22 protein-coding genes and 1 other RNA gene are annotated in these 20525 nt (G+C 65.7%); 8 read left to right on the forward strand and 15 right to left on the reverse strand.

The features are described from left to right. Nucleotides 1-137 precede the first annotated feature (137 nt). The 9 genes from AAFG50_RS04150 to AAFG50_RS04190 all read right to left on the reverse strand — a co-directional run bounded on the left by AAFG50_RS04150 (nucleotide 138) and on the right by AAFG50_RS04190 (nucleotide 7643). The gene (locus AAFG50_RS04150) at nucleotides 138-647 is read right to left on the reverse strand and encodes an Lrp/AsnC family transcriptional regulator (RefSeq protein WP_011090847.1); all 510 of its coding nucleotides are present in this window, start codon (nucleotides 645-647) and stop codon (nucleotides 138-140) included. A 67-nt stretch (nucleotides 648-714) separates the two neighbouring features. Next, the gene (locus AAFG50_RS04155; RefSeq protein ID WP_039187231.1) at nucleotides 715-1662 is read right to left on the reverse strand and encodes a sugar kinase; all 948 of its coding nucleotides are present in this window, start codon (nucleotides 1660-1662) and stop codon (nucleotides 715-717) included. A 13-nt stretch (nucleotides 1663-1675) separates the two neighbouring features. Further along, nucleotides 1676-2620 (reverse strand): NAD(+) diphosphatase, encoded by a 945-nt coding sequence (gene nudC / locus AAFG50_RS04160; protein ID WP_028175967.1) that lies wholly within the window; start codon nucleotides 2618-2620, stop codon nucleotides 1676-1678. 11 nt (nucleotides 2621-2631) lie between these two features. Beyond that, entirely contained in the window at nucleotides 2632-3051 is a 420-nt protein-coding gene (locus tag AAFG50_RS04165) for an HIT family protein (protein ID WP_028175968.1), read from the reverse strand. Between the two features lie 267 nt (nucleotides 3052-3318). Then, the gene (locus tag AAFG50_RS04170; RefSeq protein ID WP_028175969.1) at nucleotides 3319-4446 is read right to left on the reverse strand and encodes a muconate cycloisomerase family protein; all 1128 of its coding nucleotides are present in this window, start codon (nucleotides 4444-4446) and stop codon (nucleotides 3319-3321) included. Further along, complete coding sequence (locus AAFG50_RS04175; protein WP_028175970.1) at nucleotides 4443-5198, reverse strand: SDR family oxidoreductase; 756 nt, start codon at nucleotides 5196-5198, stop codon at nucleotides 4443-4445. The genes AAFG50_RS04170 and AAFG50_RS04175 overlap by 4 nt, the downstream gene beginning before the upstream one ends. Then, nucleotides 5198-5992 (reverse strand): amino acid ABC transporter ATP-binding protein, encoded by a 795-nt coding sequence (locus AAFG50_RS04180; protein ID WP_011090841.1) that lies wholly within the window; start codon nucleotides 5990-5992, stop codon nucleotides 5198-5200. The genes AAFG50_RS04175 and AAFG50_RS04180 overlap by 1 nt, the downstream gene beginning before the upstream one ends. Continuing rightward, on the reverse strand, nucleotides 5989-6651 hold the full coding sequence (locus AAFG50_RS04185) for an amino acid ABC transporter permease (RefSeq protein ID WP_027547482.1): 663 nt from the start codon (nucleotides 6649-6651) through the stop codon (nucleotides 5989-5991). Before AAFG50_RS04185 ends, AAFG50_RS04180 begins: the two co-directional genes overlap by 4 nt. 137 nt (nucleotides 6652-6788) lie before the next feature. Next, a complete protein-coding gene (locus tag AAFG50_RS04190; protein ID WP_028175971.1) occupies nucleotides 6789-7643 on the reverse strand; it encodes a transporter substrate-binding domain-containing protein in 855 nt (284 codons plus the stop codon). Between the two features lie 182 nt (nucleotides 7644-7825). On the opposite strand from AAFG50_RS04190, the gene ffs reads away from it, so the two are divergent. The 5 genes from ffs (at nucleotide 7826) to AAFG50_RS04215 (ending at nucleotide 11277) form a co-directional block, all read left to right on the forward strand. Further along, nucleotides 7826-7922: signal recognition particle sRNA small type (ffs, locus tag AAFG50_RS04195), an RNA gene on the forward strand. A gap of 94 nt (nucleotides 7923-8016) precedes the next feature. Next, nucleotides 8017-9858, forward strand: a complete 1842-nt coding sequence (locus tag AAFG50_RS04200; protein ID WP_028175972.1) for a DNA polymerase III subunit gamma/tau — start codon at nucleotides 8017-8019, stop codon at nucleotides 9856-9858. Nucleotides 9859-9884: 26 nt separating this feature from the next. Then, nucleotides 9885-10205 (forward strand): YbaB/EbfC family nucleoid-associated protein, encoded by a 321-nt coding sequence (locus AAFG50_RS04205; RefSeq protein WP_011090837.1) that lies wholly within the window; start codon nucleotides 9885-9887, stop codon nucleotides 10203-10205. 1 nt (nucleotide 10206) lies between these two features. Beyond that, the gene (gene recR / locus AAFG50_RS04210; protein WP_011090836.1) at nucleotides 10207-10809 is read left to right on the forward strand and encodes a recombination mediator RecR; all 603 of its coding nucleotides are present in this window, start codon (nucleotides 10207-10209) and stop codon (nucleotides 10807-10809) included. A 30-nt stretch (nucleotides 10810-10839) separates the two neighbouring features. Beyond that, on the forward strand, nucleotides 10840-11277 hold the full coding sequence (locus AAFG50_RS04215) for a hypothetical protein (protein WP_028175973.1): 438 nt from the start codon (nucleotides 10840-10842) through the stop codon (nucleotides 11275-11277). Between the two features lie 146 nt (nucleotides 11278-11423). On the opposite strand, the gene AAFG50_RS04220 is transcribed toward AAFG50_RS04215, so the two are convergent. The 3 genes from AAFG50_RS04220 to rmuC form a co-directional block, all read right to left on the reverse strand. Beyond that, complete coding sequence (locus tag AAFG50_RS04220) at nucleotides 11424-12797, reverse strand: MFS transporter (RefSeq protein WP_028175974.1); 1374 nt, start codon at nucleotides 12795-12797, stop codon at nucleotides 11424-11426. 197 nt (nucleotides 12798-12994) lie between these two features. Further along, nucleotides 12995-13297 carry a GIY-YIG nuclease family protein gene (locus AAFG50_RS04225; protein ID WP_028175975.1) on the reverse strand — a complete coding sequence of 101 codons (303 nt, stop codon included), beginning with the start codon at nucleotides 13295-13297 and terminating at the stop codon, nucleotides 12995-12997. 133 nt (nucleotides 13298-13430) lie between these two features. Beyond that, nucleotides 13431-14633, reverse strand: coding sequence for a DNA recombination protein RmuC (rmuC, locus tag AAFG50_RS04230; protein ID WP_028175976.1), 1203 nt, complete (start codon nucleotides 14631-14633; stop codon nucleotides 13431-13433). A gap of 171 nt (nucleotides 14634-14804) precedes the next feature. Between rmuC and def the strand changes: the two genes are divergently transcribed. The 3 genes from def (at nucleotide 14805) to truA (ending at nucleotide 17266) form a co-directional block, all read left to right on the forward strand. Further along, nucleotides 14805-15329, forward strand: a complete 525-nt coding sequence (def, locus tag AAFG50_RS04235; RefSeq protein ID WP_011090831.1) for a peptide deformylase — start codon at nucleotides 14805-14807, stop codon at nucleotides 15327-15329. A gap of 143 nt (nucleotides 15330-15472) precedes the next feature. Then, a complete protein-coding gene (gene fmt / locus AAFG50_RS04240) occupies nucleotides 15473-16408 on the forward strand; it encodes a methionyl-tRNA formyltransferase (protein ID WP_028175977.1) in 936 nt (311 codons plus the stop codon). Nucleotides 16409-16528: 120 nt separating this feature from the next. Continuing rightward, nucleotides 16529-17266 carry a tRNA pseudouridine(38-40) synthase TruA gene (gene truA / locus AAFG50_RS04245; protein WP_028175978.1) on the forward strand — a complete coding sequence of 246 codons (738 nt, stop codon included), beginning with the start codon at nucleotides 16529-16531 and terminating at the stop codon, nucleotides 17264-17266. 170 nt (nucleotides 17267-17436) lie between these two features. On the opposite strand, the gene dapE is transcribed toward truA, so the two are convergent. The 3 genes from dapE to dapD all read right to left on the reverse strand — a co-directional run bounded on the left by dapE (nucleotide 17437) and on the right by dapD (nucleotide 20354). After that, entirely contained in the window at nucleotides 17437-18603 is a 1167-nt protein-coding gene (dapE, locus tag AAFG50_RS04250; RefSeq protein WP_028175979.1) for a succinyl-diaminopimelate desuccinylase, read from the reverse strand. Next, the gene (locus AAFG50_RS04255; RefSeq protein WP_028175980.1) at nucleotides 18600-19253 is read right to left on the reverse strand and encodes a DUF805 domain-containing protein; all 654 of its coding nucleotides are present in this window, start codon (nucleotides 19251-19253) and stop codon (nucleotides 18600-18602) included. Before AAFG50_RS04255 ends, dapE begins: the two co-directional genes overlap by 4 nt. 255 nt (nucleotides 19254-19508) lie before the next feature. Beyond that, complete coding sequence (gene dapD / locus AAFG50_RS04260; protein WP_028175981.1) at nucleotides 19509-20354, reverse strand: 2,3,4,5-tetrahydropyridine-2,6-dicarboxylate N-succinyltransferase; 846 nt, start codon at nucleotides 20352-20354, stop codon at nucleotides 19509-19511. Between the last annotated feature and the right edge of the window lie 171 nt (nucleotides 20355-20525).

Consider the following 20525-nt stretch of genomic DNA (forward strand, 5'->3'; position numbering starts at 1 on the left):
ATCACCACATGCACTGCGTCATGCCCCGCGCAGGCGGGGCATCCAGTACGCCGCGGCCTCCCGGTTCAATCGCAGGCGTCTCGGAGTACTGGATCGCCCGGTCAAGCCGGGCGATGACACTTTTCGTGTGGTGAGCTCTAAGCCGCCACCACCGCCGGAATCGGCAGCGCGGTGACCGACTTGATCTTCTCCATCGCGAAGCGCGAGGTGACGTTCTTCAGCGGCACGGCGCTGATCAGCTTCTTGTAGAACACGTCATAGGCCTGCATGTCCGCGACCACGACGCGCAGCATGTAGTCGACGTCGCCGGCCATCCGGTAGAACTCCATCACCTCGGGCATGGCGCTGACGGCCTCGGCGAACTTCTTGAGCCAGGCGTCGGAATGATCGGAGCTCTCGACCGAGACGAACACGGAGATGCCGAGCCCGATCTTGTTCTGGTCGACGAGGGCGACCCGTTTCAGGATCACCCCGTCGGCCTCCAGCCGCTGGATGCGTTTCCAGCAGGGGGTCGAGGACAGGCCGACACGATCGCCGATCTCGGCGACGGACAGGGAGGCATCCTCCTGGAGTACCATCAGGATCTTGCGGTCGATGGCGTCGAGGCGGCGGCTGGTCTCGGGGATCTGGACGGCGAGGTCAGTCATTTGAAGAACTTTGTTTCATTATAGGGGTCGATTTCCCTGATATAGAGAAAATCTTTCCACGACAAGCCTATAATCTTGGCGACCCGCCCGGCGCCCTCGCTGGCGGTCCGTCTAAAAGCCTTTCAACTTCAACGCGTTGCGGGGCAGCCAGGCCGCCACCATGGCGGGTACATTTCAGCGCTGCGGCAGCCGCGGCGAATCGCAGCGCCTCCCGTACCACCGCACCCTCGGCCAGGCGAAGCGTGAAGGCGCCATGGAAGACGTCGCCGGCACCGAGCGTATCGACCGCCTGGATCGGGAAGGCCGGTGTCCCCTCAAGCTCGCCTGTCTCGTTCAGCCAGATCGTACCGAGGGGACCGCGGGTGGCGCCGAGGAAGGCCGGAGTCAGCTTCGCCAGGCGCCGCAATGCCTCGCCGTCGTCGGCGATGCCGGCCGTCTCCTGCACCTGTTCGCTGGCGAACAGAAGATGCGAGGCGGCCGTGAGCAGGCCGTCCTGCAAAGACATCGCGCGGTCGACGCCGACGACGGCGGGAATGCCGCGCCGGCGTGCCTCGGCGCAGAGGGAGGTCGCGAACGCAGCGCAGCGGCTTTCGACGAGGATCGCCCGACAATCGGCGAGCAGGGCGTCGGCATCGGGCAGCTCCACGCTCCACAGGCCGGGATCGCGATAGATCGTGAGTGTCCGCTCGCCGGAGGGCTCGATCATGATCGCGGAGACGGGCGTCGTCAGGCCTGGCATGCGCACGATATGGCCGATGTCGATGCCTTCCTGCGCCATCCGTTCGAGAATGAAGCCGCTCGACGTCTCCCGCGCATCGCCCATGGGACCCGCGAACGAGACGCGGCCGCCAAGCCGTGCCATCGCGATCGCGGCATTGAGCGCGTTGCCGCCGCAGATCTCGGCAAGATGCGTGGCATTCGCCTTGCTGCCGCGCGCGGGCACGGCCTCCACGCGAAAGGTCAGGTCGCGCACGGGAATGCCGATGCAGAGAATGCGCGGCGCGATCCCGGCCATCACCGGCCTCAGCTCAAGCGCCGCTCTTGTCGTGCACCCAGCGGCCGAGCAGATGATGGGCGATGGCGAAGGGATGCGGGCCGGCGAGCCCGTCGGGATGCGTCCGCGTCAGCATCAGTGCCGCCTCCTCGCGCGTGAACCAGCGCGCGTCCTCCAGCTCGGAATGATCGACGACAATGTCCTCGTTCAGCGCCCGCGCGCTGCAGCCGATCATCAGCGACGACGGGTAGGGCCACGGCTGCGTCATGTAATACTGCACGTCGGTGCAGCGGATCCCGGATTCTTCGAGGATCTCCCGGCGCACCGCGTCCTCGATGGTCTCGGCGGCCTCGACGAAGCCGGCGAGGCAGGAAAACATGCCCGGCGGAAACTGCTTCTGGCGGCCGAGCAGGCATTTTTCTCCGGAGGCGACCAGCATGATCACGACCGGATCGGTGCGCGGAAAATGCTCGGCCTTGCAGGCAGGGCAATCGCGCTTCCAGCCGCCTTCCTTCATCGCGCTGCGCGTGCCGCAATTGGCGCAATAGCCGTGGCGCTGGTGCCAGCTCACCATCGACTTCGCCATCGCGATCGCCGAAAGCTCGTCGGGGGGAATCGCGCCCTGCATGGCCATGCCGCGCAGCTCGGTGAGGCTGTAGTCCTCGCGGCCGACCAGCTTCTCGGCAGCGGCTTGCGACAGGCCCATGCCGAACACAGCGGCGCCGTCGCGTAAGCCTAAGAAGATCGTGCCGGGATTGGCACCGCATTTCAGCGCCTCGTCGATTCCCAGCAGCGCGCGCACTTTTTCGCCTTCGCGCTTCACCAGCAGCGAGTCGCGGTGGACGACATAGGCGCGCGAGGACGGCTTCTGCTCCAGCGCGAACAGCTTTTCGTCGTCGCGGCGCAGATGCGCGGCGCGGTCGAGGATGTTGGTGACGAAGGCCGGCTGTCCCAGCGGAAATGCGTCGAATGCTGACATTTCTTGTTCTTTCAACCCAACCAGATCTTTCGGCGAAGCGCGCTGATGAAATTCTGCACCTCTGTGGCGTCATGCGCCAAGGGCTGCATCACGCCCCAGACCGGCCGCGGCCAGGCGGCGTCACCGGTGCGGCGGGCGATGATGTGGACGTGAAGCTGCGGCACGAGGTTGCCGAGCGCCGCGATATTGAGCTTGTCGCATTTGGTGATCTCCTTCAGCGCGCGCGAGACGCGGGAGATCTCGGTCATCAGCTGCGCCTGCTGCACCTCGTCGAGATCGATGATCTCGACCGCATCGACGCGCCGCGGCACCAGCAGCAGCCAGGGATAATTGGCGTCCTTGATGACCAGCACCTTCGACAACGGCAGGTCGCCGATGTCGATGGTGTCCTCTTTCAGGCGGGAGTGCAGCGACCAGGCGGGTTCGGACATGAAGGTTTTCCGGATGACCCGGTGGGGTCGGGCTTGTTGGGCCCGACCATACGATACCGATTCCGATAGGGGAAGGATCGGGGCTCCGCCGGTACTGCATACACGGTCGTCGCCCCGGACAAGCGCAGCGAAGCGGAGCGCTGGTCCGGGGCCCATAACCACAGGGAGTAGTTTGGCGAGGACACGCAGTTGCCAGCCCCCGCCACCACCTCTTCCTGTGGTTATGGATTCCGGGCTCGCGCTTTGCGCGCCCCGGAATGACAGAAACTACGCCTCCGCGAGCACCCGCGCATTGGCGCGGACCGAGGCTTCGCTGACGCGGATGCCGAGACCGGGGCCGTCGGGCACCACCACGTGACCCGCGCGGTTGGCGACGCGTTCTTCCAGCACGTCGTCGGTGAGCACATGATGCGGCATGTAGAATTCGCAGCCGAGCGAGATGCCCGGCGTCGCTGCGATCAATTGCGTTCCGGCGGCTAAGCCGATGCCGCCCTCCCACAGCGTGCCGCCATAGCCGGGCAGGCCGGCGATGTCGGCGATCGCCATGATCGCCTGCGCCTCGAACAGGCCGCCGGCCTTCATCAGCTTGATCGAGACGGCGTCGGCCGCCTCGCGTCGCACCACCTCCATCATGTCGCGGCGGTCGAAGCAGCTTTCGTCGGCGAGCACGGGCGTTTCCAGCGCCGCGGTGAGCTGCGCCATCACGTCGAGATATTTGCGCGGCACCGGCTGCTCGATGAAGGTCGGCGCAAACTCCTCGACATCGCGCAAAATCTTGATGGCGCCGAACGGCGCCAGCGCCTGGTTGTAGTCGACACGGAGGTCGACCTTGTCGCCGAATTCCTTCCGGATTGCCTCAAGATGATCGAGATCCTCGCGGTGCGGCTTCACGCCGGTCTTGACCTTGTAGATGACATTGCCGTCCGGAACCATTTTTCGCATGCGTTCGAGATCGGCGGGAAAGTCCGGATCGGCAATCGAGAACGACAGCGGGATCGTGTCGCGCACGCGGCCTCCGAGCAGGTCGGCGACCGACAGCCCCGACGACTTGCCGACGATGTCGAGCAGCGCCATCTCGATTCCGACCTTGGCTTCGCCATGTCCGACCAGCGCGCGGTCGAGCTCGGCCATTAGCGCCCGGATGCGGCGCACCGGCTTGCCGAGCACGATCGGGCGCAGATAGATGTCGAGCGCGGAGAACGCGGCTTCCGGCGTGCCCGTGAAGACCTCCCACGGTGCCGCCTCGCCCCAGCCGATCACGCCGTCGCTCGAGGTGAGCTCGATCAGCACGCGCTTCACCGTGCCCTTGACGTTGCCGACGCCCTGCAGGCGCGCCATCTTGATCGGGCTTTCGATCAGGAACAGCCTGATGCGTTCGACGGTCGCTTCGGTCATGTCAGGCCTCCATTGACGTGCCAGACCTGGCCGGTGACGTAGGATGCTTTGGGGGACGCCAGGAAGGCGATGATTTCGGCCACTTCCTCCGGCCGCCCGCGGCGGCGCATCGGAATCAGCGCTTCGGTCGCAGCGATCTGCTCGGGCGACAGCCGGCTCTCGCTCGGCTTGTCCTTGACGATGAGGCCCGGTGAGACGGCGTTGACGGTGATGCCGTCTTTTGCGAGCTCGACCGCAGCGAGCCGCACCAGCGCTTCAAGCGCGGAGCGGCTCGCAGCCGTTGCCGCGAACGGCGCAAACTCGGGGCGGATCGCGTGGGCCACGAAGGACGACACCGCGACGATCCGTGCGTCGCGGCCGGCGCGCAGCAGCGGCAGCGCGGCGTCGACCAGGCGCGTGAAGGCCAGCGCGGATTCGTCCATCGCCGCGCGGAATTGATCCGCCGGCGTGCCGATCGCGCTGCCGCGGCGGGCATGGCCGCCCACGAGGATCAACCCATCGAGTCGGCCGAAGGCGGTTTGCGCAGCGGCGACGGCGTCGGTGGCGGCGGCCTCCCCGGCGAGGTCGCCGAGGCATTTTGCGACCACAGCGCCTTGCGCTTCGGCTTCCGCCGCAGCGGCATCGAGGCCGGCCGCATTGGAGCGCGTGTGCAGCAGCAGCGCGGTGCCCGGCGCCGCGAGCAGTCTTGCGGTGGCGCGGCCGATGCCGCTGGCGGCACCGGTGACGAGATAGACGCGATTGATATCGGACATCAGGATGTTGCGTTGGCCGGCGGCAGCGCGCCGGTGCGGTGGAAATGGCTGAGGAAGGCACGCGTCGCGGCTTCCTGGGGATTGTCGATCACCTGCCGCGCTGGGCCTTCCTCGACGACGACACCGTCGCGCATGAAGATGAGGCGGTCGGCGACCTCGCGGGCAAAGGCGATCTCATGGGTCACGATCACCATGGTCATGCCCTCCGAGGCCAGCCGCTGCATGACGGCGAGCACCTCGCCGACGAGCTCGGGATCGAGCGCCGAGGTGGCCTCGTCGAACAGCATCACGTCCGGCTCCATCGCCAGCGCCCGCGCGATCGCGACGCGCTGCTTCTGTCCGCCCGAGAGCGTCGCCGGATACTGGTCCGCCTTCTCGGCAAGGCCGACCTTTGCGAGCTGCGCACGCGCGAGCTTCTCAGCGTCGGCCCTGGCCATGCGGCGCACCGTGACCGGTCCCTCCATCACGTTCTGGAGCGTGGTCATGTGCGGGAACAGGTTGAAGTGCTGGAACACCATGCCGGTGGTGGCGCGGAATCTTGCAAGTGTCTTCACGTCGGGCAGCTTTGCGCCCTCGCCGAACTGGAAGCGTGTATCGCCGACGCGAACGCTGCCGCCATCAGGCGTCACCAGAAGATTGACGCAGCGGAGCAGCGTCGACTTGCCCGAGCCCGACGGGCCGATCAGCGCCACGACGCCGCCCTTGGCGACGTCGAGGCTGATGTTCTTCAGGACCTCGTTGCTGCCGAAGCTCTTGCGTAAGGCGCGGATCTCGATCTTCGAAGTGTCGCTCATTCGCCGACCGCCAGTCGCTTCTCGCCGCGCCGGACGATGATGGTGAGCGGAATCAGGATCGCGGCATAGGCGACCGCGACCGCCGTGTAGGTTTCCAGCGGCCGGTAGCTGTCATGGGCCGCGACCTGGCTCTGATAGACGAGGTCAGGCACCGCCAGCACTGAGACCAGCGAGGTGTTCTTGAACTGGATGATCGACTGGTTCATCAGCGCCGGGATCATGCGCTTGATCGCCTGCGGCAGCACGATGCGCCGCATCGCCTGGCCAGGGGTCATGCCGAGCGCGGCACCCGCTTCGGACTGGCCCTTGTCGATCGAGACGATGCCGCCGCGGATGATCTCCGAATAGAACGAGCCGCCATAGAGCGATAGCGCCAGCGCGGAGGCCGTGATCGGCGTCATCTCGACGCCGGCGAGGATCGGCAGCGCGTAATAGAACCAGATCAGCTGCACCAGGATCGGCGTGCAGCGGAACGCCTCGATGAAGGTGAGGGCGACGAGGCGCACCGCCTTGAAGCGCGACAGGCTGCCGAACGCGCCGAACAGGCCGAACACCAGTCCGAGCACCACGATGACCACGGTGAAGCCGACGGTGACGCCGAGCCCGTTGAGAAAGAGCCAGCGATAGCTCCAGAGAATGCCGAAGTCCCAGTGATACATGCGTGCGTTTACTCGTCGCGGGTGCCGTTTGCACCGTCATTCCGGGGCGCGACGAAGTCGCGAACCCGGAATCCAGAGATTGCAGTGCGAGATTCCGGGTTCGATGCTTCGCATCGCCCCGGAATGACAGTGGGAGCTTACAACGAAACGCCCGGCGGAATGTCCGCCTCGGTCACGCCCACCAGCTCCATGTTGGTGATGATCGCGTTGCGGATGAAGCCGAGGCCCTTGTTGAAGTCGATCCAGGTGTTGACGTAGTCGCGCCAGGTCTTGTCGGTCTCGCGGCGGAAGCCGGCGTTCGACGTGGTGGCGAAGATCGGCGTCGGCAGCACGAACTGGCCGAGCGAGGGATTCTTTTTCAGCACGGTCAGCGACAGCATGGTGATCAGGCATTGCGCGTCGACGCGGCCGGTCTGGAGCGCGGCGGTGGCGTCATCGGCGGTCTTGAGGCGCGAGATCTGCGCCTTCGGTATCAGGCGGCTGACGACCTGGTCGTGCGAGGAGCCCTGGTCGACCGCGATCTTGACGTCGGGCGAGTTCAGCTCGGCCCAGGTCTTCGGCTTGAAGTCCTTCTTGCAGAGGATGCCAAAGGCGTTGTTGAAGACCGGCACGGAGAAATCGACCACCAGCGCGCGCTTCGGGGTCGGATTGAGACCGAAGAAGATGTCGATCTTGTTGGACTGCAGGTCCAGCACCGAATTGCCCCAGGTGGTCTCGGTGATCTCGAGCTCGGCTTCCATGTCGTCGGCGAGCGCCTTGGCGATGTCGATGTAAAAGCCCTTCCACTGGCCGCTGGCGAGGTCCTTCATGTAATAGGGCGCGCCGCCGCCGACCGCGCCGATCCGCATCTTCTTGGTGCGGCGGATGCGGGCGAAGGTCGATTCGTTCGGATCGGCGGCCTGGGCCACGGCCGGGGACGCCAGTGCGCCCGCGGCCATCGCGCCAACGGCGCCAAGTCCGACAATCGATGCAACATCACGACGTGTAACCATTGGGATCAATCGCTTTTCTGGTTGGATGGGGTTCCGGCAAGGTTCTAGCAAGGTGGTCTCATCAGCGAAAGCACAGCCTGTCGGCTGGGCAGACCGGGAATTGCCCGGATGCTGGGCAAACTCAACCGGTTCAAGCTGATACCCGCTTGCTTTCCCGACCTTTTGGCCCCAAATAGGGACCGGGAGATTGGCGGTGGACGAGCCACTCGCCAACCGGGTCAGGTCCGGAAGGAAGCAGCCCTAACGAGGTCCGGATCGGGTCGCTCGTCAGTCTCCTACATGTTTTTCCGAGCGAATTGCGCCGGCGGCCCTGCCGCCAGCGCGCTCCTTTCCGCAAGAGCCGGCCGAGAGAGATTTCATTGCGGATCGACCGATGACCGACGCTGGCGCCCCTCCTAACCCCGATAGCGCCAGCCAGGCTGGCAACGCGCCTTACCGGGTGCTGGCGCGCAAATACCGCCCCTCCTCGTTCGACGACCTGATCGGCCAGGAGGCCGTGGTCCGCACCGTCTCCAATGCATTCGAGACCGGGCGTATCCCGCAGGCCTGGATCCTCACCGGCGTCCGCGGCGTCGGCAAGACCACCACCGCGCGAATTCTTGCCCGTGCGCTCAACTACGAGATGCCGGACGGCTCAGTGAAGGGCCCGACCATCCACATGCCGACCTTGGGCGTGCATTGCCAGGCGATCATGGAAAGCCGGCACATGGACGTGCTGGAGATGGACGCGGCCTCGCATACCGGCGTCGACGACGTTCGCCAGATCAATGACAGCGTGCGCTACGCGCCGGCCAGCGCCCGCTACAAGGTCTACATCATCGACGAAGTCCACATGCTGTCGACGGCGGCGTTCAACGCCTTCCTGAAGACGCTGGAGGAACCGCCGGAGCACGCCAAGTTCGTGTTCGCGACCACGGAGATCCGCAAGGTTCCGGTCACCGTGCTGTCGCGCTGCCAGCGTTTCGACCTGCGCCGGGTCGAGGCCGACGTGCTGATGAAACACCTTGCCAACATCGCGGCGAAGGAAAGCGTCGAGATCGAGCCCGAGGCGCTGGGCATCATCGCGCGCGCCGCGGAAGGCTCCGTGCGCGATTCGCTGTCGCTGCTCGACCAGGCGATCGCGCATGCGGCAGGCACGGTGAAAGCCGATGCGGTCAGGCAGATGCTGGGCCTCGCCGACCGTACGCGTGTGATCGACCTGTTCGATTCGCTGGCGCGTGGCGATATCGCCGCCGCCTTCAAGGAGTTCCGCGACCAGTACGACGTCGGCGCCGATCCGATCGTCGTGCTCTCGGACCTCGCCGAGTTCGTCAATTTCGTCACCCGCGTGAAAATCGTGCCGGCGACCGCCGACAACGTCGCCTATGGCGAGACCGAGCGGGTGCGCGCGCGGGATTTCGCCTCGAAAATCTCGATGCGCGTGCTGTCGCGGATGTGGCAGATGCTGCTCAAGGGCATCACCGAGGTGCAGGCCGCGACGCGCCCCGCCGCCGCCGCCGAGATGGTGCTGGTGCGCATCGCCTATGTCGCCGACCTGCCGACGCCGGACGAGGCGATCCGGATGCTGGAGCAGAACGGCGGCGGCTCGCCGGTCGTGAGCGGCGGCAGTGCGGCGCGTAGCGCGCCGGCCGCGCCGGTTGCGTCTGCTGCGCCTGTCGCCTCGGCCGCGCCCATGCGCGCGCCGACCTCATCGCCGTCATCGTTCGGCGGCGGTGCTGCCCGGCCGCAGATGGCGGCGCCCGCGCCGGATCCGCAGGCCGCGGCACCCCAGCTGCGCATCACGAGCTTCACCCAGCTCGTCGCGCTTGCCGGCCAGAAGCGCGACATCATGACCAAGGCCGCGCTCGAAGCCGACATGCGCCTCGTCCGTTTCGAGGAGGGCCGGCTGGAAGTCGCGCTCGAGCCCAATGCCTCCAGGACCATGATCACCGAGCTCGCGCGCAAGTTCGAACTCTGGACCGGCCGGCGCTGGACCGTGATCGTCTCCAACGAGCAGGGCCAGCCGACGCTGCGTTCGGTGAACCAGGCCGCCAAGCAGGAGCATGCGCGTACCGCGGAGGCCGATCCGCGCGTGCAGGAGGTACTGTCGCGCTTCCCCGGATCGAAGGTCGTCGAGGTCCGCAGGCTTGCCCCCGAGACGCCGGAATCCAATATTAACGCCGACTATGGCAGTGACGATCCGCCCGACGGTTCCGATACCGACGACGATCTCTGAGCCTATCTTTCCAAGGACACGGGACTATGGCTGACTTTCTCGGCATGATGAAGCAGGCGGCGCAGCTGCAATCCAAGATGCAGGAGATGCAGGACGCGCTCGGCAATGTGGAGGTCGAAGGCATCTCCGGCGGCGGCCTCGTCGTGGTGCGTATGACCGCGAAGATGGACGTCAAGGGCGTGAAGATCGATCCCTCGCTGATGAAGGCGGAAGAGCGCGAGGTGCTCGAGGACCTGCTCGTGACCGCGCTCGGCGATGCCCGCCGCAAGGCGGAGGCCGCCGTGCAGGAGAAGATGCAGTCGCTCACCGGCGGGCTCGGCCTGCCGCCGGGGCTGTTCGGCCAGTAACATGGGCGCGGTTGCAGGTCCCGAAATCGAGCGGCTGGTGCAGCTTCTCGCACGGCTGCCGGGCCTCGGTCCGCGCTCCGCGCGGCGCGCCGCGCTGCATCTGATCAAGAAGCGCGAGGCGCTGATGATGCCGCTGTCCTCGGCCCTCCAGGTCGCGCTCGACAAGGTCCAGGTCTGCAAGACCTGCGGCAACATCGACACGCAAAACCCCTGCACCGTCTGCACCGATCCGAAGCGCGATCCCGCGATCATCGTGGTCGTCGCCGATGTCGCCGACCTCTGGGCGCTGGAGCGGGCCAATGCCACTCAAGGGCGCTATCATGTGCTGGGTGCGACATTGTCGCCGCTCGACGGCGTCGGCCCGCAGGATCTCACCATCGACGCGCTGGTCGCGCGCGCACATGCTGCCGAGGTCCACGAAGTCATCCTGGCGCTGAACGCGACGGTCGACGGCCAGACCACGGCGCACTACATCACCGACCTGCTTCAGGACGCCAACGTAAAAGTAACCCGGCTCGCCCATGGTGTGCCGGTCGGCGGCGAGCTTGATTATCTCGATGAAGGTACGCTATCGGCCGCGATGCGGCAGCGGACCCTGTTCTAGCTATCCTACAGACCCCACGGAACGGACGACATGACGAAACTTTTCGCCACTCGATTGGCTTTGGCCGCGACGATGATGCTGCTGGTGACGCCGGCCATCTCCGCGCAGCAGGACGACGCGGCGCCGCCGGCGCCCAAGCCCGGCAAGCCGATCAACACCGGTGACGTGCTCTCGGGCGAGCTGAACGCAATGAAGGTGCGCGACGTCAAGAACGCCGGCAAGCGGATCGCGATGTATCAAATCACCTCCGAGCCGCGCCGCCTGCCGGCGCCGAACGGGCTCTGCAATCTCGAAACCGGCCCAGAGACCTTCCAGCTCGTTCCGAGCGGCGACGCGCAGGCCACGCAGCTGAAGACCTTCGTCGGCAAGGAAATCTCGATCAAGGTCGACGAAGTCGCCTGCGCCAGCGACCCCGGCCAGATGAGCGAAGCCGTGGTCACGAAGTGGAGCATCATCAAGAAGCAGTAGGGGGTGATTCGCGACGCCTTCTCCACAACTCCGGTGTCATCGCCCGCGAAGGCGGGCGATCCAGTACCCCGCGGCTTCTCGGTCAATCACAACTGTCTCTGGAATACTGGATGCCCCGCCTTCGCGGGGCATGACAGCAGTGGTGGTCACACCCTTACCGGCCCCAGCTCTTCGAAATGCCCGCGCTTCTGCAGCCATGTCAGCAGGACCAGGCTCGGGATCGCCACCAGCACGCAGATCACGAAGAACAGCGGCCAGCCGGTCGCCTTGGCGACATAGCCGGCCACCGACGACAGATAGGTGCGTCCTACCGCGGCGAGCGCGGTGAGCAGTGCGTATTGCGTCGCCGTGTGCAGCGGGTTCTGGCACAGCGCGGAGAGGTAGGCGACGAAGATCACGGTGCCGATGGCGCTGGTGAAATTCTCAGCTGTGATGGCGAAGGCGAGCGCCCATTGGCTGGTGCCGACGAAGGCCAGCCAGGAGAAGGAAAGGTTGGCGAGCGCCTGCACCACGCCGCCGATCCACAAGCACGTCGCCAGCGGGTAGCGTCGGGCAAGGAAGCCGCCTGCAAAGCCGCCGATCAGCGTCGCCGCAAGGCCGACGCCCTTCACGATCGCCGCATAATCGTTGCGGGAGAAGCCGAGGTCGATCACGAACGGCGCCGTCATGGTGCCGGAGAAGGCGTCGGTGAACTTGAACAGCACGACGAAGGCAAGCGCGGCGAGCGCGTCCTTGCGCGCCAGGAATTCCGAGAACGCGCCGATCGCCGCGTGCAGCACGCGCGCGAACGCCGTATCGGCCTGCGTTGCGGCTTCCGCCCGCACCGACTGCTCGGGCTCGGTCGCGGCCAGCGCGGTGATCGTGCCGATCAGCACCATCGCCGCCATCACCACATAGCCCCACATCCAGGCTGATGTGCGCGAAATGCCGGTGCTCTCGAAACCGGAGACGATGAACAGCGCGCCCGCGGTCGAGACCAGCATGCCGATGCGATAGGCCGCGACATAGGATGCCATGCCGGCGGCCTGCTCGCTCTCCGGCAGGCTCTCGACGCGGAAGGCGTCGACCACGATGTCCTGCGTCGAGGACGTCGTCGCCACCAGCAACGCGCCGAGCGCGACGTAGAACGGCGAGCGCGCGGGATCGGTCAGCGCCAGCAGCAGGATGGCGATGATCAGCAGCAGCTGCGAGAACAGCAGCCAGCCGCGGCGCCGTCCGAACGCGCGCGTGAACAGCGGCACATGCAGCGCGTCCACCAGCGGCGCCCACAAAAATTTCAGCGTGTAGGGCGTGCCGACCAGCGCAAACAGCCCGATGGTCCCGAGATCGACCCCGGCCTCGCGCATCCACACCAGCAGCGTCGAGCCCGACAGCGCCAGCGGCAGGCCGGACGAGAAGCCGAGGAACAGCACGATCAGCACCCGCGGTTGCAGGTACACGGCAAGGCTGTCGCGCCAGGAGGCGGCGGGGGCATCAGCGCTGGTTTGGACGGTTCCGGAGGTCGCGTCGGGTGCGGTCATGGGGGGGTGTTAGCAGATTCTGGGGGAAAAGACTCTCGCGGTAGCCGTGAGGCGGGAGAGCCTCCAACATCCTCGGCGTCATCGTCCGCGAAGGCGGACGATCCAGTACTCACGGGCGTCCCGGTTCATTCACGACCGCCGCGGAATACTGGATGCCCCGCCTTCGCGGGGCATGACAGTTACGGGGCATGACGGTGTCATGGTGGTCCGGCTATCTCAGGATAGAGATCATCCCAATTCGGGTTGTGCTGCTCGATCAAGCGGATCTTCCAGGCCCTGTTCCACTTCTTGAGCCGCTTCTCTCGTTTGATCGCATTCTCGGGGTCGTCGAATTGCTCGAAATAGACAAGCCTCGCGACGTCATATTTCTCTGTGAAACTCTCGATCAGCTTTGACTTGTGCTCCGCCACGCGGCGGATGAGATCATTCGTCACGCCGATATAGAGCGTGCCGCCGATCTTGCTGGCGAGGATATACACATAGTAATGGTGTGCGCCCATACAGACCATCTCACCGGTGTCATCGTCCGCGAAGGCGGACGATCCAGTACTCCGCGGCGTTTCGGCTCAACAACGACTGTCACGGCGTACTGGATGCCCCGCCTTCGCGGGGCATGACAGTGTGCTAAAAAATCTACTCCCCCGCCTGGAGCTTCCTCGGGAACAACTCGGCCGCGCCCGTCGCCACCAGGTGCGGGCCCTCCGCGGGCGCGTCCGCCTTGCTGAAATCCAGCTCCTCGATCCGCCCCGCGCGCTTCTCGATCTTGTCGGCGGAGATCAGCACCTGGCGGACGTCCTCGTTCACGTCGGCAAAATGCTTCTGGAGCTTCAGCACGCGGTCGCGCAAGCGGCCGAGATCGTCGCCGAGCTTGATGACCTCGGTGCGGATCTGGTCGGCGGCATCGCGCATGCGCGCGTCCTTCATGATCTGCTGCATCACCTGGATCGCCAGCATCAGCAGCGAGGGCGACACCAGCACGACGCGGGCGCGATAGGCCTTCTGGATCACGTCGTCGAAGCCGTCATGGATCTCGGCGTAGACCGATTCCGACGGCACGAACATCAGTGCCATCTCCTGGGTCTCGCCGGTGACGAGATATTTTTCCGCGATGTCGCTGACATGCTTCATCACGTCGCCGCGCAGCCGCTGCGTGGCGATGCGCTTCTCCTCGTCGGTGCGGGCGTCGTGCAGCGCGGTCATCGCCTCGAGCGGAAACTTCGCATCGATGCAGAGCGGGCGCTGGTCGGGCAGGAACACGACGCAGTCCGGCCGCTTGCCGGTCGAGAGCGTGAACTGGAACTCGTAGGCGCCCTTCGGCAAGCCGTCCTGGACGATCGCCTCCATCCGGGCCTGGCCGAAGGCGCCGCGCGACTGCTTGTTGGCGAGCACGTCGCGCAAGGTCGTCACCTGCGTGGTGAGGTCGGTGAGGTTCTTGTGCGCGTTGTCGATGATGCCGAGCCGCTCGTGCAGGGCGTGCAGGCTCTCCATGGTGTTGCGGGTCGAGTGCTCCATGGACTGGCCGACGCGATGGGTGACCGAATCCAGCCGCTCGTTGACCGCCCGTGCCATCTCGGCCTGGCGGCCGGCCAGCGCCTGGGTCATGGCATCGACCCGGCCCGAAGCCTCGCTCTGGGCGTGCAGCATCTGGCTGATGCGCTCCTCGAGCTCGTCGGCGCGGATCGCATTGGCCATCGCGAGTTCCGCCCCGCGCCGCCCCGAGCGTGCAATGACCACGGCGATCACAACCAGCAGGATGAGGACCAGGACGCCGAAGCCGATCAGCGCGTCGATCGTGCGCACCGGCCAGTCGCCAGCCACGAAAATGATCTCGTTCATGCCTGTCCTTCTAGCCGATTCGGCTGCTGGCACGAACGAATAGCGAACATTTATGGTAAATGCCCCGTTAATTTTTATGGTTAACAAAAGCTGAAGTTTTATGGTTAGCGGATCGTTAACGCGTTCCGGGCCTCATTGACCGCTTGTCGCGCCCGGCTTAAATCGCCCGCCATGGCCCTCAGAGAAATCATCATCCTGCCCGACAAGCAGCTGCGTCTGGTCTCCAAGCCGATCGAGAAGGTCACGACGGAGATCCGCAAGCTTGCCGACGACATGTTCGAGACCATGTACGACGCGCCCGGCATCGGGTTGGCGGCGATCCAGATCGCCCAGCCGCTGCGGCTGATCACCATGGACCTCGCCAAGCGCGACGAGAACGGCGAGACCAAGCCGGAGCCGCGCGTCTTCATCAATCCGGAAGTCATCGCCTCGTCCGAGGAATTGTCGGTCTACGAGGAAGGCTGCCTGTCGATCCCCGAATATTACGAGGAGGTCGAGCGGCCTGCGAAGGTGCGCGTGCGCTTCACCGATCTCGACGGCAAGGTGCACGAGGAGGACGCCGAAGGCCTCTACGCCACCTGCATCCAGCACGAGATCGACCACCTCAACGGCGTGTTGTTCGTCGACTATCTGTCGAAGCTGAAGCGCGACCGCGTGCTGAAGAAGTTCGAGAAAGCCGCCAAGCGCGCGGAGTGAGGTTCTCCGTCATTCCGGGGCGATGCGCAGCATCGAACTATGGTGCGCAATTGCGCACCTGAGAATCTCGAGATTCCGGGTTCGGCTCTTCGAGCCGCCCCGGAATGACCGTAATTGGATCACGTTCCTCGCAGGTTTTTCCGATGCCCCTTCGCCTGATCTTCATGGGCACGCCCGATTTCTCCGTGCCGACGCTGCTCGAGCTCGTCGCGCATGGCCATGAGATCGTGGCCGTCTATACCCGCGCGCCGAAGCCGGGCGGGCGGCGCGGCCTGCAGTTGCAGCCGACCCCGGTCGAGGAAGCCGCGCGAAGACTCGGCGTTCCCGTGCTGACGCCGAAGACGCTGAAGACAGAGGAGGCGCTGGAAGAATTTCGCGCCTTTGACGCCGATGCCGCCGTCGTCGTCGCCTACGGCATGATCCTGCCGCAGGCCATCCTCGATGCGCCGAAGCTCGGCTGCTACAATCTGCACGCCTCGCTCTTGCCGCGCTGGCGCGGCGCCGCGCCGATCAACCGCGCGATTATGGCTGATGATGCCGAAAGCGGCGTGATGGTGATGAAGATGGATGTCGGCCTCGACACCGGCGATGTCGCCATGGCCGAGCGGCTGGCGATCACGGACACCATGACCGCGGCCGACCTGCACGATCGTCTCTCGCGCCTCGGCGCCGACCTGATGGTCCGCGCCATGGCCGCGCTCGACCGCGGGGGGCTCCAGCTCAAGAAGCAGAGCGAGGACGGCGTCACCTATGCGGCCAAGATCGACAAGGCTGAGGCGCGGATCGACTGGACCAAGCCCGCACGGGCGGTGCTGCGCCACATCCACGGCCTGTCGCCGTTCCCCGGCGCCTGGGCCGAGCTCGCAGGCGTCAGCGAGAACGCGCGCGTCAAAATCCTGCGCTGCGAGCTCGCCAAGGGCTCGGGCGCGCCGGGCGAGGTGCTCGACGACCGGCTCACCATCGCCTGCGGCGAGGGCGCGATCCGCATCATCGAGCTGCAGCGCGAAGGCAAGGCGCGGATGCAGGCCACGGACTTCTTGCGTGGTGTGCCGCTGAAGGCGGGCGCCAAATTCACCTGACACTGTCATACCCCGCGAAGGCGGGGTATCCAGTACGCCGAGGCTTCTCGGTCGAACGGATAGGCCGCGGCGTACTGGATCGCCCGGTCAAGCCGGGCGATGACGGCAGAATTGGAAACGATGCCCCGCTACAAGCTCACCATCGAATATGACGGCGCGCCGTTCTTCGGCTGGCAGGTGCAGGACACGCTGCCGTCGGTGCAGGGCGCACTGGAAGCGGCGGTGAAGGCGATGACCGGTGCGGATCTGCGGGTGCATGGCGCGGGTCGCACCGATGCCGGCGTGCATGCGCGCGGTCAGGTCGCGCATGTCGATATCGAGAAGCAGTTTCCGCCGGGCCGCTTTCGCGACGGGCTCAATGCGCATCTGCGGCCGCATCCGATCGCTGTGCTCGAGGCCGAGATCGTACCCGATACTTTTGAAGCGCGCTTCTCGGCCGTGAAGCGCCACTATCGCTACCGCATCGTCAACACCCGCGCCAATCTCGCCCTCGACGTCGGCCACGCCTGGCGCGTGCCGCGCCGGCTCGATGCCGAGGCGATGCATGCGGCCGCGCAGCGCCTGCTCGGCAAGCACGATTTCACGACCTTTCGCGACACCGAGTGCCAGGCCAAATCGCCGGAGAAGACGCTCGACCAACTCGACGTGCTGCGCGACGGGCGCGAGATCACCATCATCACCTCGGCGCGCTCGTTCCTGCACAGCCAGGTGCGCTCGATGGTGGGGTCGCTGGTCTGGGTCGGCGAAGGCCGCTGGACCGCGGACGATCTTTCCGCAGCGCTGGCCGCCCGCAACCGCGCCGCCTGCGGCATCGTCGCGCCGCCGGACGGGTTGTATCTGGTGAAGGTAGATTATTAGAAGAGAGACGGGAGGCGGGAAACTCTCGCGACACCCGCCACTGTCATTCCCCGCGAAGGCGGGGAATCCAGTACGCCGCGGCCTCTCGGTTCAATCACGGCTGTCTCTGGAATACTGGATCGCCCGCTTTCGCGGGCGATGACAGCGGAATTCCAGGAGGCGCTATCGCCTCACCCAAAATACCGCGTCAGTATCCCCCGATACACCTTCGTCAGCTTTTCCAGATCCTTCACCGGCACGCGCTCGTCGACCTGGTGCATGGTCTGTCCCACCAGACCGAACTCGATCACCGGGCAGTAGCTCGAGATGAAGCGCGCGTCCGAGGTGCCGCCGCTCGTCGACAGCTCCGGCTTCCGCCCCGTGATCTCCTCGATCGCGGACACGGCGAGATCGGTGAACGGACCCGGCTTGGTCACGAACACGTTGGAGTTCGACGGCTCCCAGACGATGCGAGCCTTGATGCGGTTGCCGCAAGCCTTTGCCAGCCGCGTCTCGACCAGCTCGCGCAGGCTCGCTTGCGTATGGTTGTCGTTGTAGCGGATGTTGAATTTTGCGCGGGCCTCGCCGGGGATGACGTTGTTGGCCTTGTTGCCGACGTCGACCGAGGTGAATTCGAGATTGGAGGCCTGGAATTGCGCGCTGCCATGGTCGAGCGGCTCGTCGGAGATCGCCACGATCAATCGCGAAATGTCCGGCACCGGATTGGAGGCGCGGTGCGGATAGGCGACATGGCCCTGCACGCCGTCGACATACAGCGTGCCGGATTGCGAGCCGCGTCGGCCGACCTTGATGGTGTCGCCGAGCGTCTCGACATTGGAGGGCTCGCCCAGCACGCAATGATCGAATGTTTCGCCGCGCTCGGCGGCCCACTTCAGAAGTTTGATGGTGCCGTTGATGGAGACGTCTTCCTCGTCGCCGGTGATCAGGAACGAGATCGAACCCGTGCCGTCGCCGCGCGGCTTGCCGCCGTTGGCGGCGAGATGCTCCAGCACGGCTGCGACCGAGCAGGCGATGCCGCCCTTCATGTCGACCGCGCCGCGGCCGTGCAGAAAACCGTCCTTCACCTCGCCGGAGAATGCGCCGACGCTCCAGGCGCTCTCGTCGCCAGCCGGCACCACGTCGGTGTGGCCGGCGAAGGTGATGTGCGGCCCTTCGCTGCCGATCCGCGCATAGAGATTGTCGACGTCGGCGGTGCCGGGCTCGCTGAACGTCACGCGCTGGCAGGTGAAGCCGGCGGCGTTGAGGGCGTTTTCAAGCACCCCGAGTGCGCCGGCATCGGCCGGGGTTACCGAGGGGCAGCGGATGAGATCGCGGGCAATCGAGAGAGCATCGGTCATGCGCCCCGCTTAACATGCATGCCGCCGGGTGGGCTAGCACTGGGCGGGACAATTTCGATCTCGCGGCTCTGGTCCCAGCCTTGCGCAGGCGACGCGGCCGATGCCGAACTGTCCTCGATCTCGATGAGCGGATCGGGGCCGAACCGGTTGTGGCCCGAGGTGCCGGGCCGGCAGAACATTTCGACGAGGCCCCACAGCCACAGGATCGAAACCGCCAGGCTGAACGGAAGCATCCAGTTTGTGTTGGGCAGCAGGTCCGCGAACTGGCTGAACAGGCCGGGCACGACGAAGAACGGAACGATCCACCAGCCGCTCCTGTCGCGATCGTGCAGTCGCTTGATCGTAGTCGCGAGATAAATCCAGAAGAACAGCGCCATGCCGGACGCCTTGAGGATCGAGGTCGCGCGATCGGCGGATGCCAGCGAGCGGGAGGCTCGGGGATCGACCAGCTTGAACAGGTCGTCGAGACCGAAGTCGAAATCGAGGTCGATGGCGAGCTTCAAGGTGGATCTGGTCCCTCCGAGGATCCCGATGACCTGACCGACGATCTCCAGCAAGCCCGCCAGCAGCGCAACGATCAGCAGCGCCTGCCATAGCAGGGCGCGGTTGATGCGGCCGTCGAAGCGGAAGAGGTACCAGGTCCAGTCCATGGCGAAGGTTCCGGGCGGCGGAGGCCGTCCGGGAATTGGTCGCGATGGAGGGAGGGAGGGTTCGATAGGTGCCGCAAGGGGCTCTTCACCTCTCCCCGCCTGCGGGGAGAGGTCGGATCGCCTCGGCGATGCGAAGCATCGTCCGGAGCGATCCGGGTGAGGGGGTACAGGTCTCACGGCAATCTCATCCGTGGAGAGAGGCCCCTCACCCCAACCCTCTCCCCGTAAGAACGGGGAGAGGGGGAGGAGAGAGTCTTAATCCCGCAGCAGCTCGTTGATGCTGGTCTTCGACCGCGTGCGCTCGTCGACGCGCTTGACGATCACGGCGCAGGCGGTGCTCGGGCCGATATGGCCGTTCTTCATCGGCTTGCCGGGCAGCGCGCCGGGCACCACGACCGAATATTCAGGCACTTCGCCGATGAAGACCTCGCCGGTGTCGCGGTCGACGATCTTGGTCGAGGCGCCCAGGAACACGCCCATGGCCAGCACCGCGCCCTTGCGCACGATCACGCCTTCGGCGACCTCGGAGCGCGCGCCGATGAAGCAATCGTCCTCGATGATCACGGGCTCGGCCTGGAGCGGCTCGAGCACGCCGCCGATGCCGGCGCCGCCGGAGATGTGCACGCGCTTGCCGATCTGCGCGCAGGAGCCGACGGTGGCCCAGGTGTCGACCATCGTGCTCTCATCGACGTAGGCGCCGAGATTGACGAAGGACGGCATCAGCACGACGTTCTTGGCGATGAAGGCCGAGCGGCGCACCACCGCGCCCGGCACCGCGCGAAAGCCGGCATCGCGAAAACGGTTCTCGCCCCAGCCTTCGAACTTCGAGGGCACCTTGTCCCACCAGGTCGCCTGGCCCGGACCACCGGGAATGACGCCCATGTCGTTGAGGCGGAAGGACAGCAGCACGGCCTTCTTCAGCCACTGATTGACCTTCCACTTGCCGTCGGCCCCGCGCTCGGCAACGCGTGCCTCGCCCTTGTCCAGAGTCTCCAGCACATGGTCCACGGCCTCGCGCACCTCGCCCTTGGTCGAGGTCGAGATGCCGTCACGCGCGTCGAAGGCGCTGTTGATGGTGGATTCGAGGGCGGACAGGGACATCGGGATTTCCTCTTCGGAACGGGAATTTTGACGGATTGGGGCGCTTTTTCGGGATTTGGCAGGGGAGAGTCAAGGCATACTCCGCTGTCGTCCTCCATCCCCCACCGTCGTCCTGGACCAGCGCAGCGAAGCGGAGCGGCGATCCAGGACCCATGACCCCAGCGAGGAGTT

Origin of the sequence: Bradyrhizobium sp. B039 (genome assembly GCF_038965675.1) — a bacterium.
In the GTDB taxonomy this organism is placed as follows: Bacteria; Pseudomonadota; Alphaproteobacteria; order Rhizobiales; family Xanthobacteraceae; genus Bradyrhizobium; species Bradyrhizobium diazoefficiens.

What these genes read in the sequence shown, in the direction of transcription:
- AAFG50_RS04150 (WP_011090847.1), bottom strand. Translation starts at nt 647, where the DNA reads ATGACTGACCTCGCCGTCCAGATCCCCGAGACCAGCCGCCGCCTCGAC.
- AAFG50_RS04155 (WP_039187231.1), bottom strand. Translation starts at nt 1,662, where the DNA reads ATGGCCGGGATCGCGCCGCGCATTCTCTGCATCGGCATTCCCGTGCGC.
- nudC (WP_028175967.1), bottom strand. Translation starts at nt 2,620, where the DNA reads ATGTCAGCATTCGACGCATTTCCGCTGGGACAGCCGGCCTTCGTCACC.
- AAFG50_RS04165 (WP_028175968.1), bottom strand. Translation starts at nt 3,051, where the DNA reads ATGTCCGAACCCGCCTGGTCGCTGCACTCCCGCCTGAAAGAGGACACC.
- AAFG50_RS04170 (WP_028175969.1), bottom strand. Translation starts at nt 4,446, where the DNA reads ATGACCGAAGCGACCGTCGAACGCATCAGGCTGTTCCTGATCGAAAGC.
- AAFG50_RS04175 (WP_028175970.1), bottom strand. Translation starts at nt 5,198, where the DNA reads ATGTCCGATATCAATCGCGTCTATCTCGTCACCGGTGCCGCCAGCGGC.
- AAFG50_RS04180 (WP_011090841.1), bottom strand. Translation starts at nt 5,992, where the DNA reads ATGAGCGACACTTCGAAGATCGAGATCCGCGCCTTACGCAAGAGCTTC.
- AAFG50_RS04185 (WP_027547482.1), bottom strand. Translation starts at nt 6,651, where the DNA reads ATGTATCACTGGGACTTCGGCATTCTCTGGAGCTATCGCTGGCTCTTT.
- AAFG50_RS04190 (WP_028175971.1), bottom strand. Translation starts at nt 7,643, where the DNA reads ATGGTTACACGTCGTGATGTTGCATCGATTGTCGGACTTGGCGCCGTT.
- AAFG50_RS04200 (WP_028175972.1), top strand. Translation starts at nt 8,017, where the DNA reads ATGACCGACGCTGGCGCCCCTCCTAACCCCGATAGCGCCAGCCAGGCT.
- AAFG50_RS04205 (WP_011090837.1), top strand. Translation starts at nt 9,885, where the DNA reads ATGGCTGACTTTCTCGGCATGATGAAGCAGGCGGCGCAGCTGCAATCC.
- recR (WP_011090836.1), top strand. Translation starts at nt 10,207, where the DNA reads ATGGGCGCGGTTGCAGGTCCCGAAATCGAGCGGCTGGTGCAGCTTCTC.
- AAFG50_RS04215 (WP_028175973.1), top strand. Translation starts at nt 10,840, where the DNA reads ATGACGAAACTTTTCGCCACTCGATTGGCTTTGGCCGCGACGATGATG.
- AAFG50_RS04220 (WP_028175974.1), bottom strand. Translation starts at nt 12,797, where the DNA reads ATGACCGCACCCGACGCGACCTCCGGAACCGTCCAAACCAGCGCTGAT.
- AAFG50_RS04225 (WP_028175975.1), bottom strand. Translation starts at nt 13,297, where the DNA reads ATGGGCGCACACCATTACTATGTGTATATCCTCGCCAGCAAGATCGGC.
- rmuC (WP_028175976.1), bottom strand. Translation starts at nt 14,633, where the DNA reads ATGAACGAGATCATTTTCGTGGCTGGCGACTGGCCGGTGCGCACGATC.
- def (WP_011090831.1), top strand. Translation starts at nt 14,805, where the DNA reads ATGGCCCTCAGAGAAATCATCATCCTGCCCGACAAGCAGCTGCGTCTG.
- fmt (WP_028175977.1), top strand. Translation starts at nt 15,473, where the DNA reads ATGCCCCTTCGCCTGATCTTCATGGGCACGCCCGATTTCTCCGTGCCG.
- truA (WP_028175978.1), top strand. Translation starts at nt 16,529, where the DNA reads ATGCCCCGCTACAAGCTCACCATCGAATATGACGGCGCGCCGTTCTTC.
- dapE (WP_028175979.1), bottom strand. Translation starts at nt 18,603, where the DNA reads ATGACCGATGCTCTCTCGATTGCCCGCGATCTCATCCGCTGCCCCTCG.
- AAFG50_RS04255 (WP_028175980.1), bottom strand. Translation starts at nt 19,253, where the DNA reads ATGGACTGGACCTGGTACCTCTTCCGCTTCGACGGCCGCATCAACCGC.
- dapD (WP_028175981.1), bottom strand. Translation starts at nt 20,354, where the DNA reads ATGTCCCTGTCCGCCCTCGAATCCACCATCAACAGCGCCTTCGACGCG.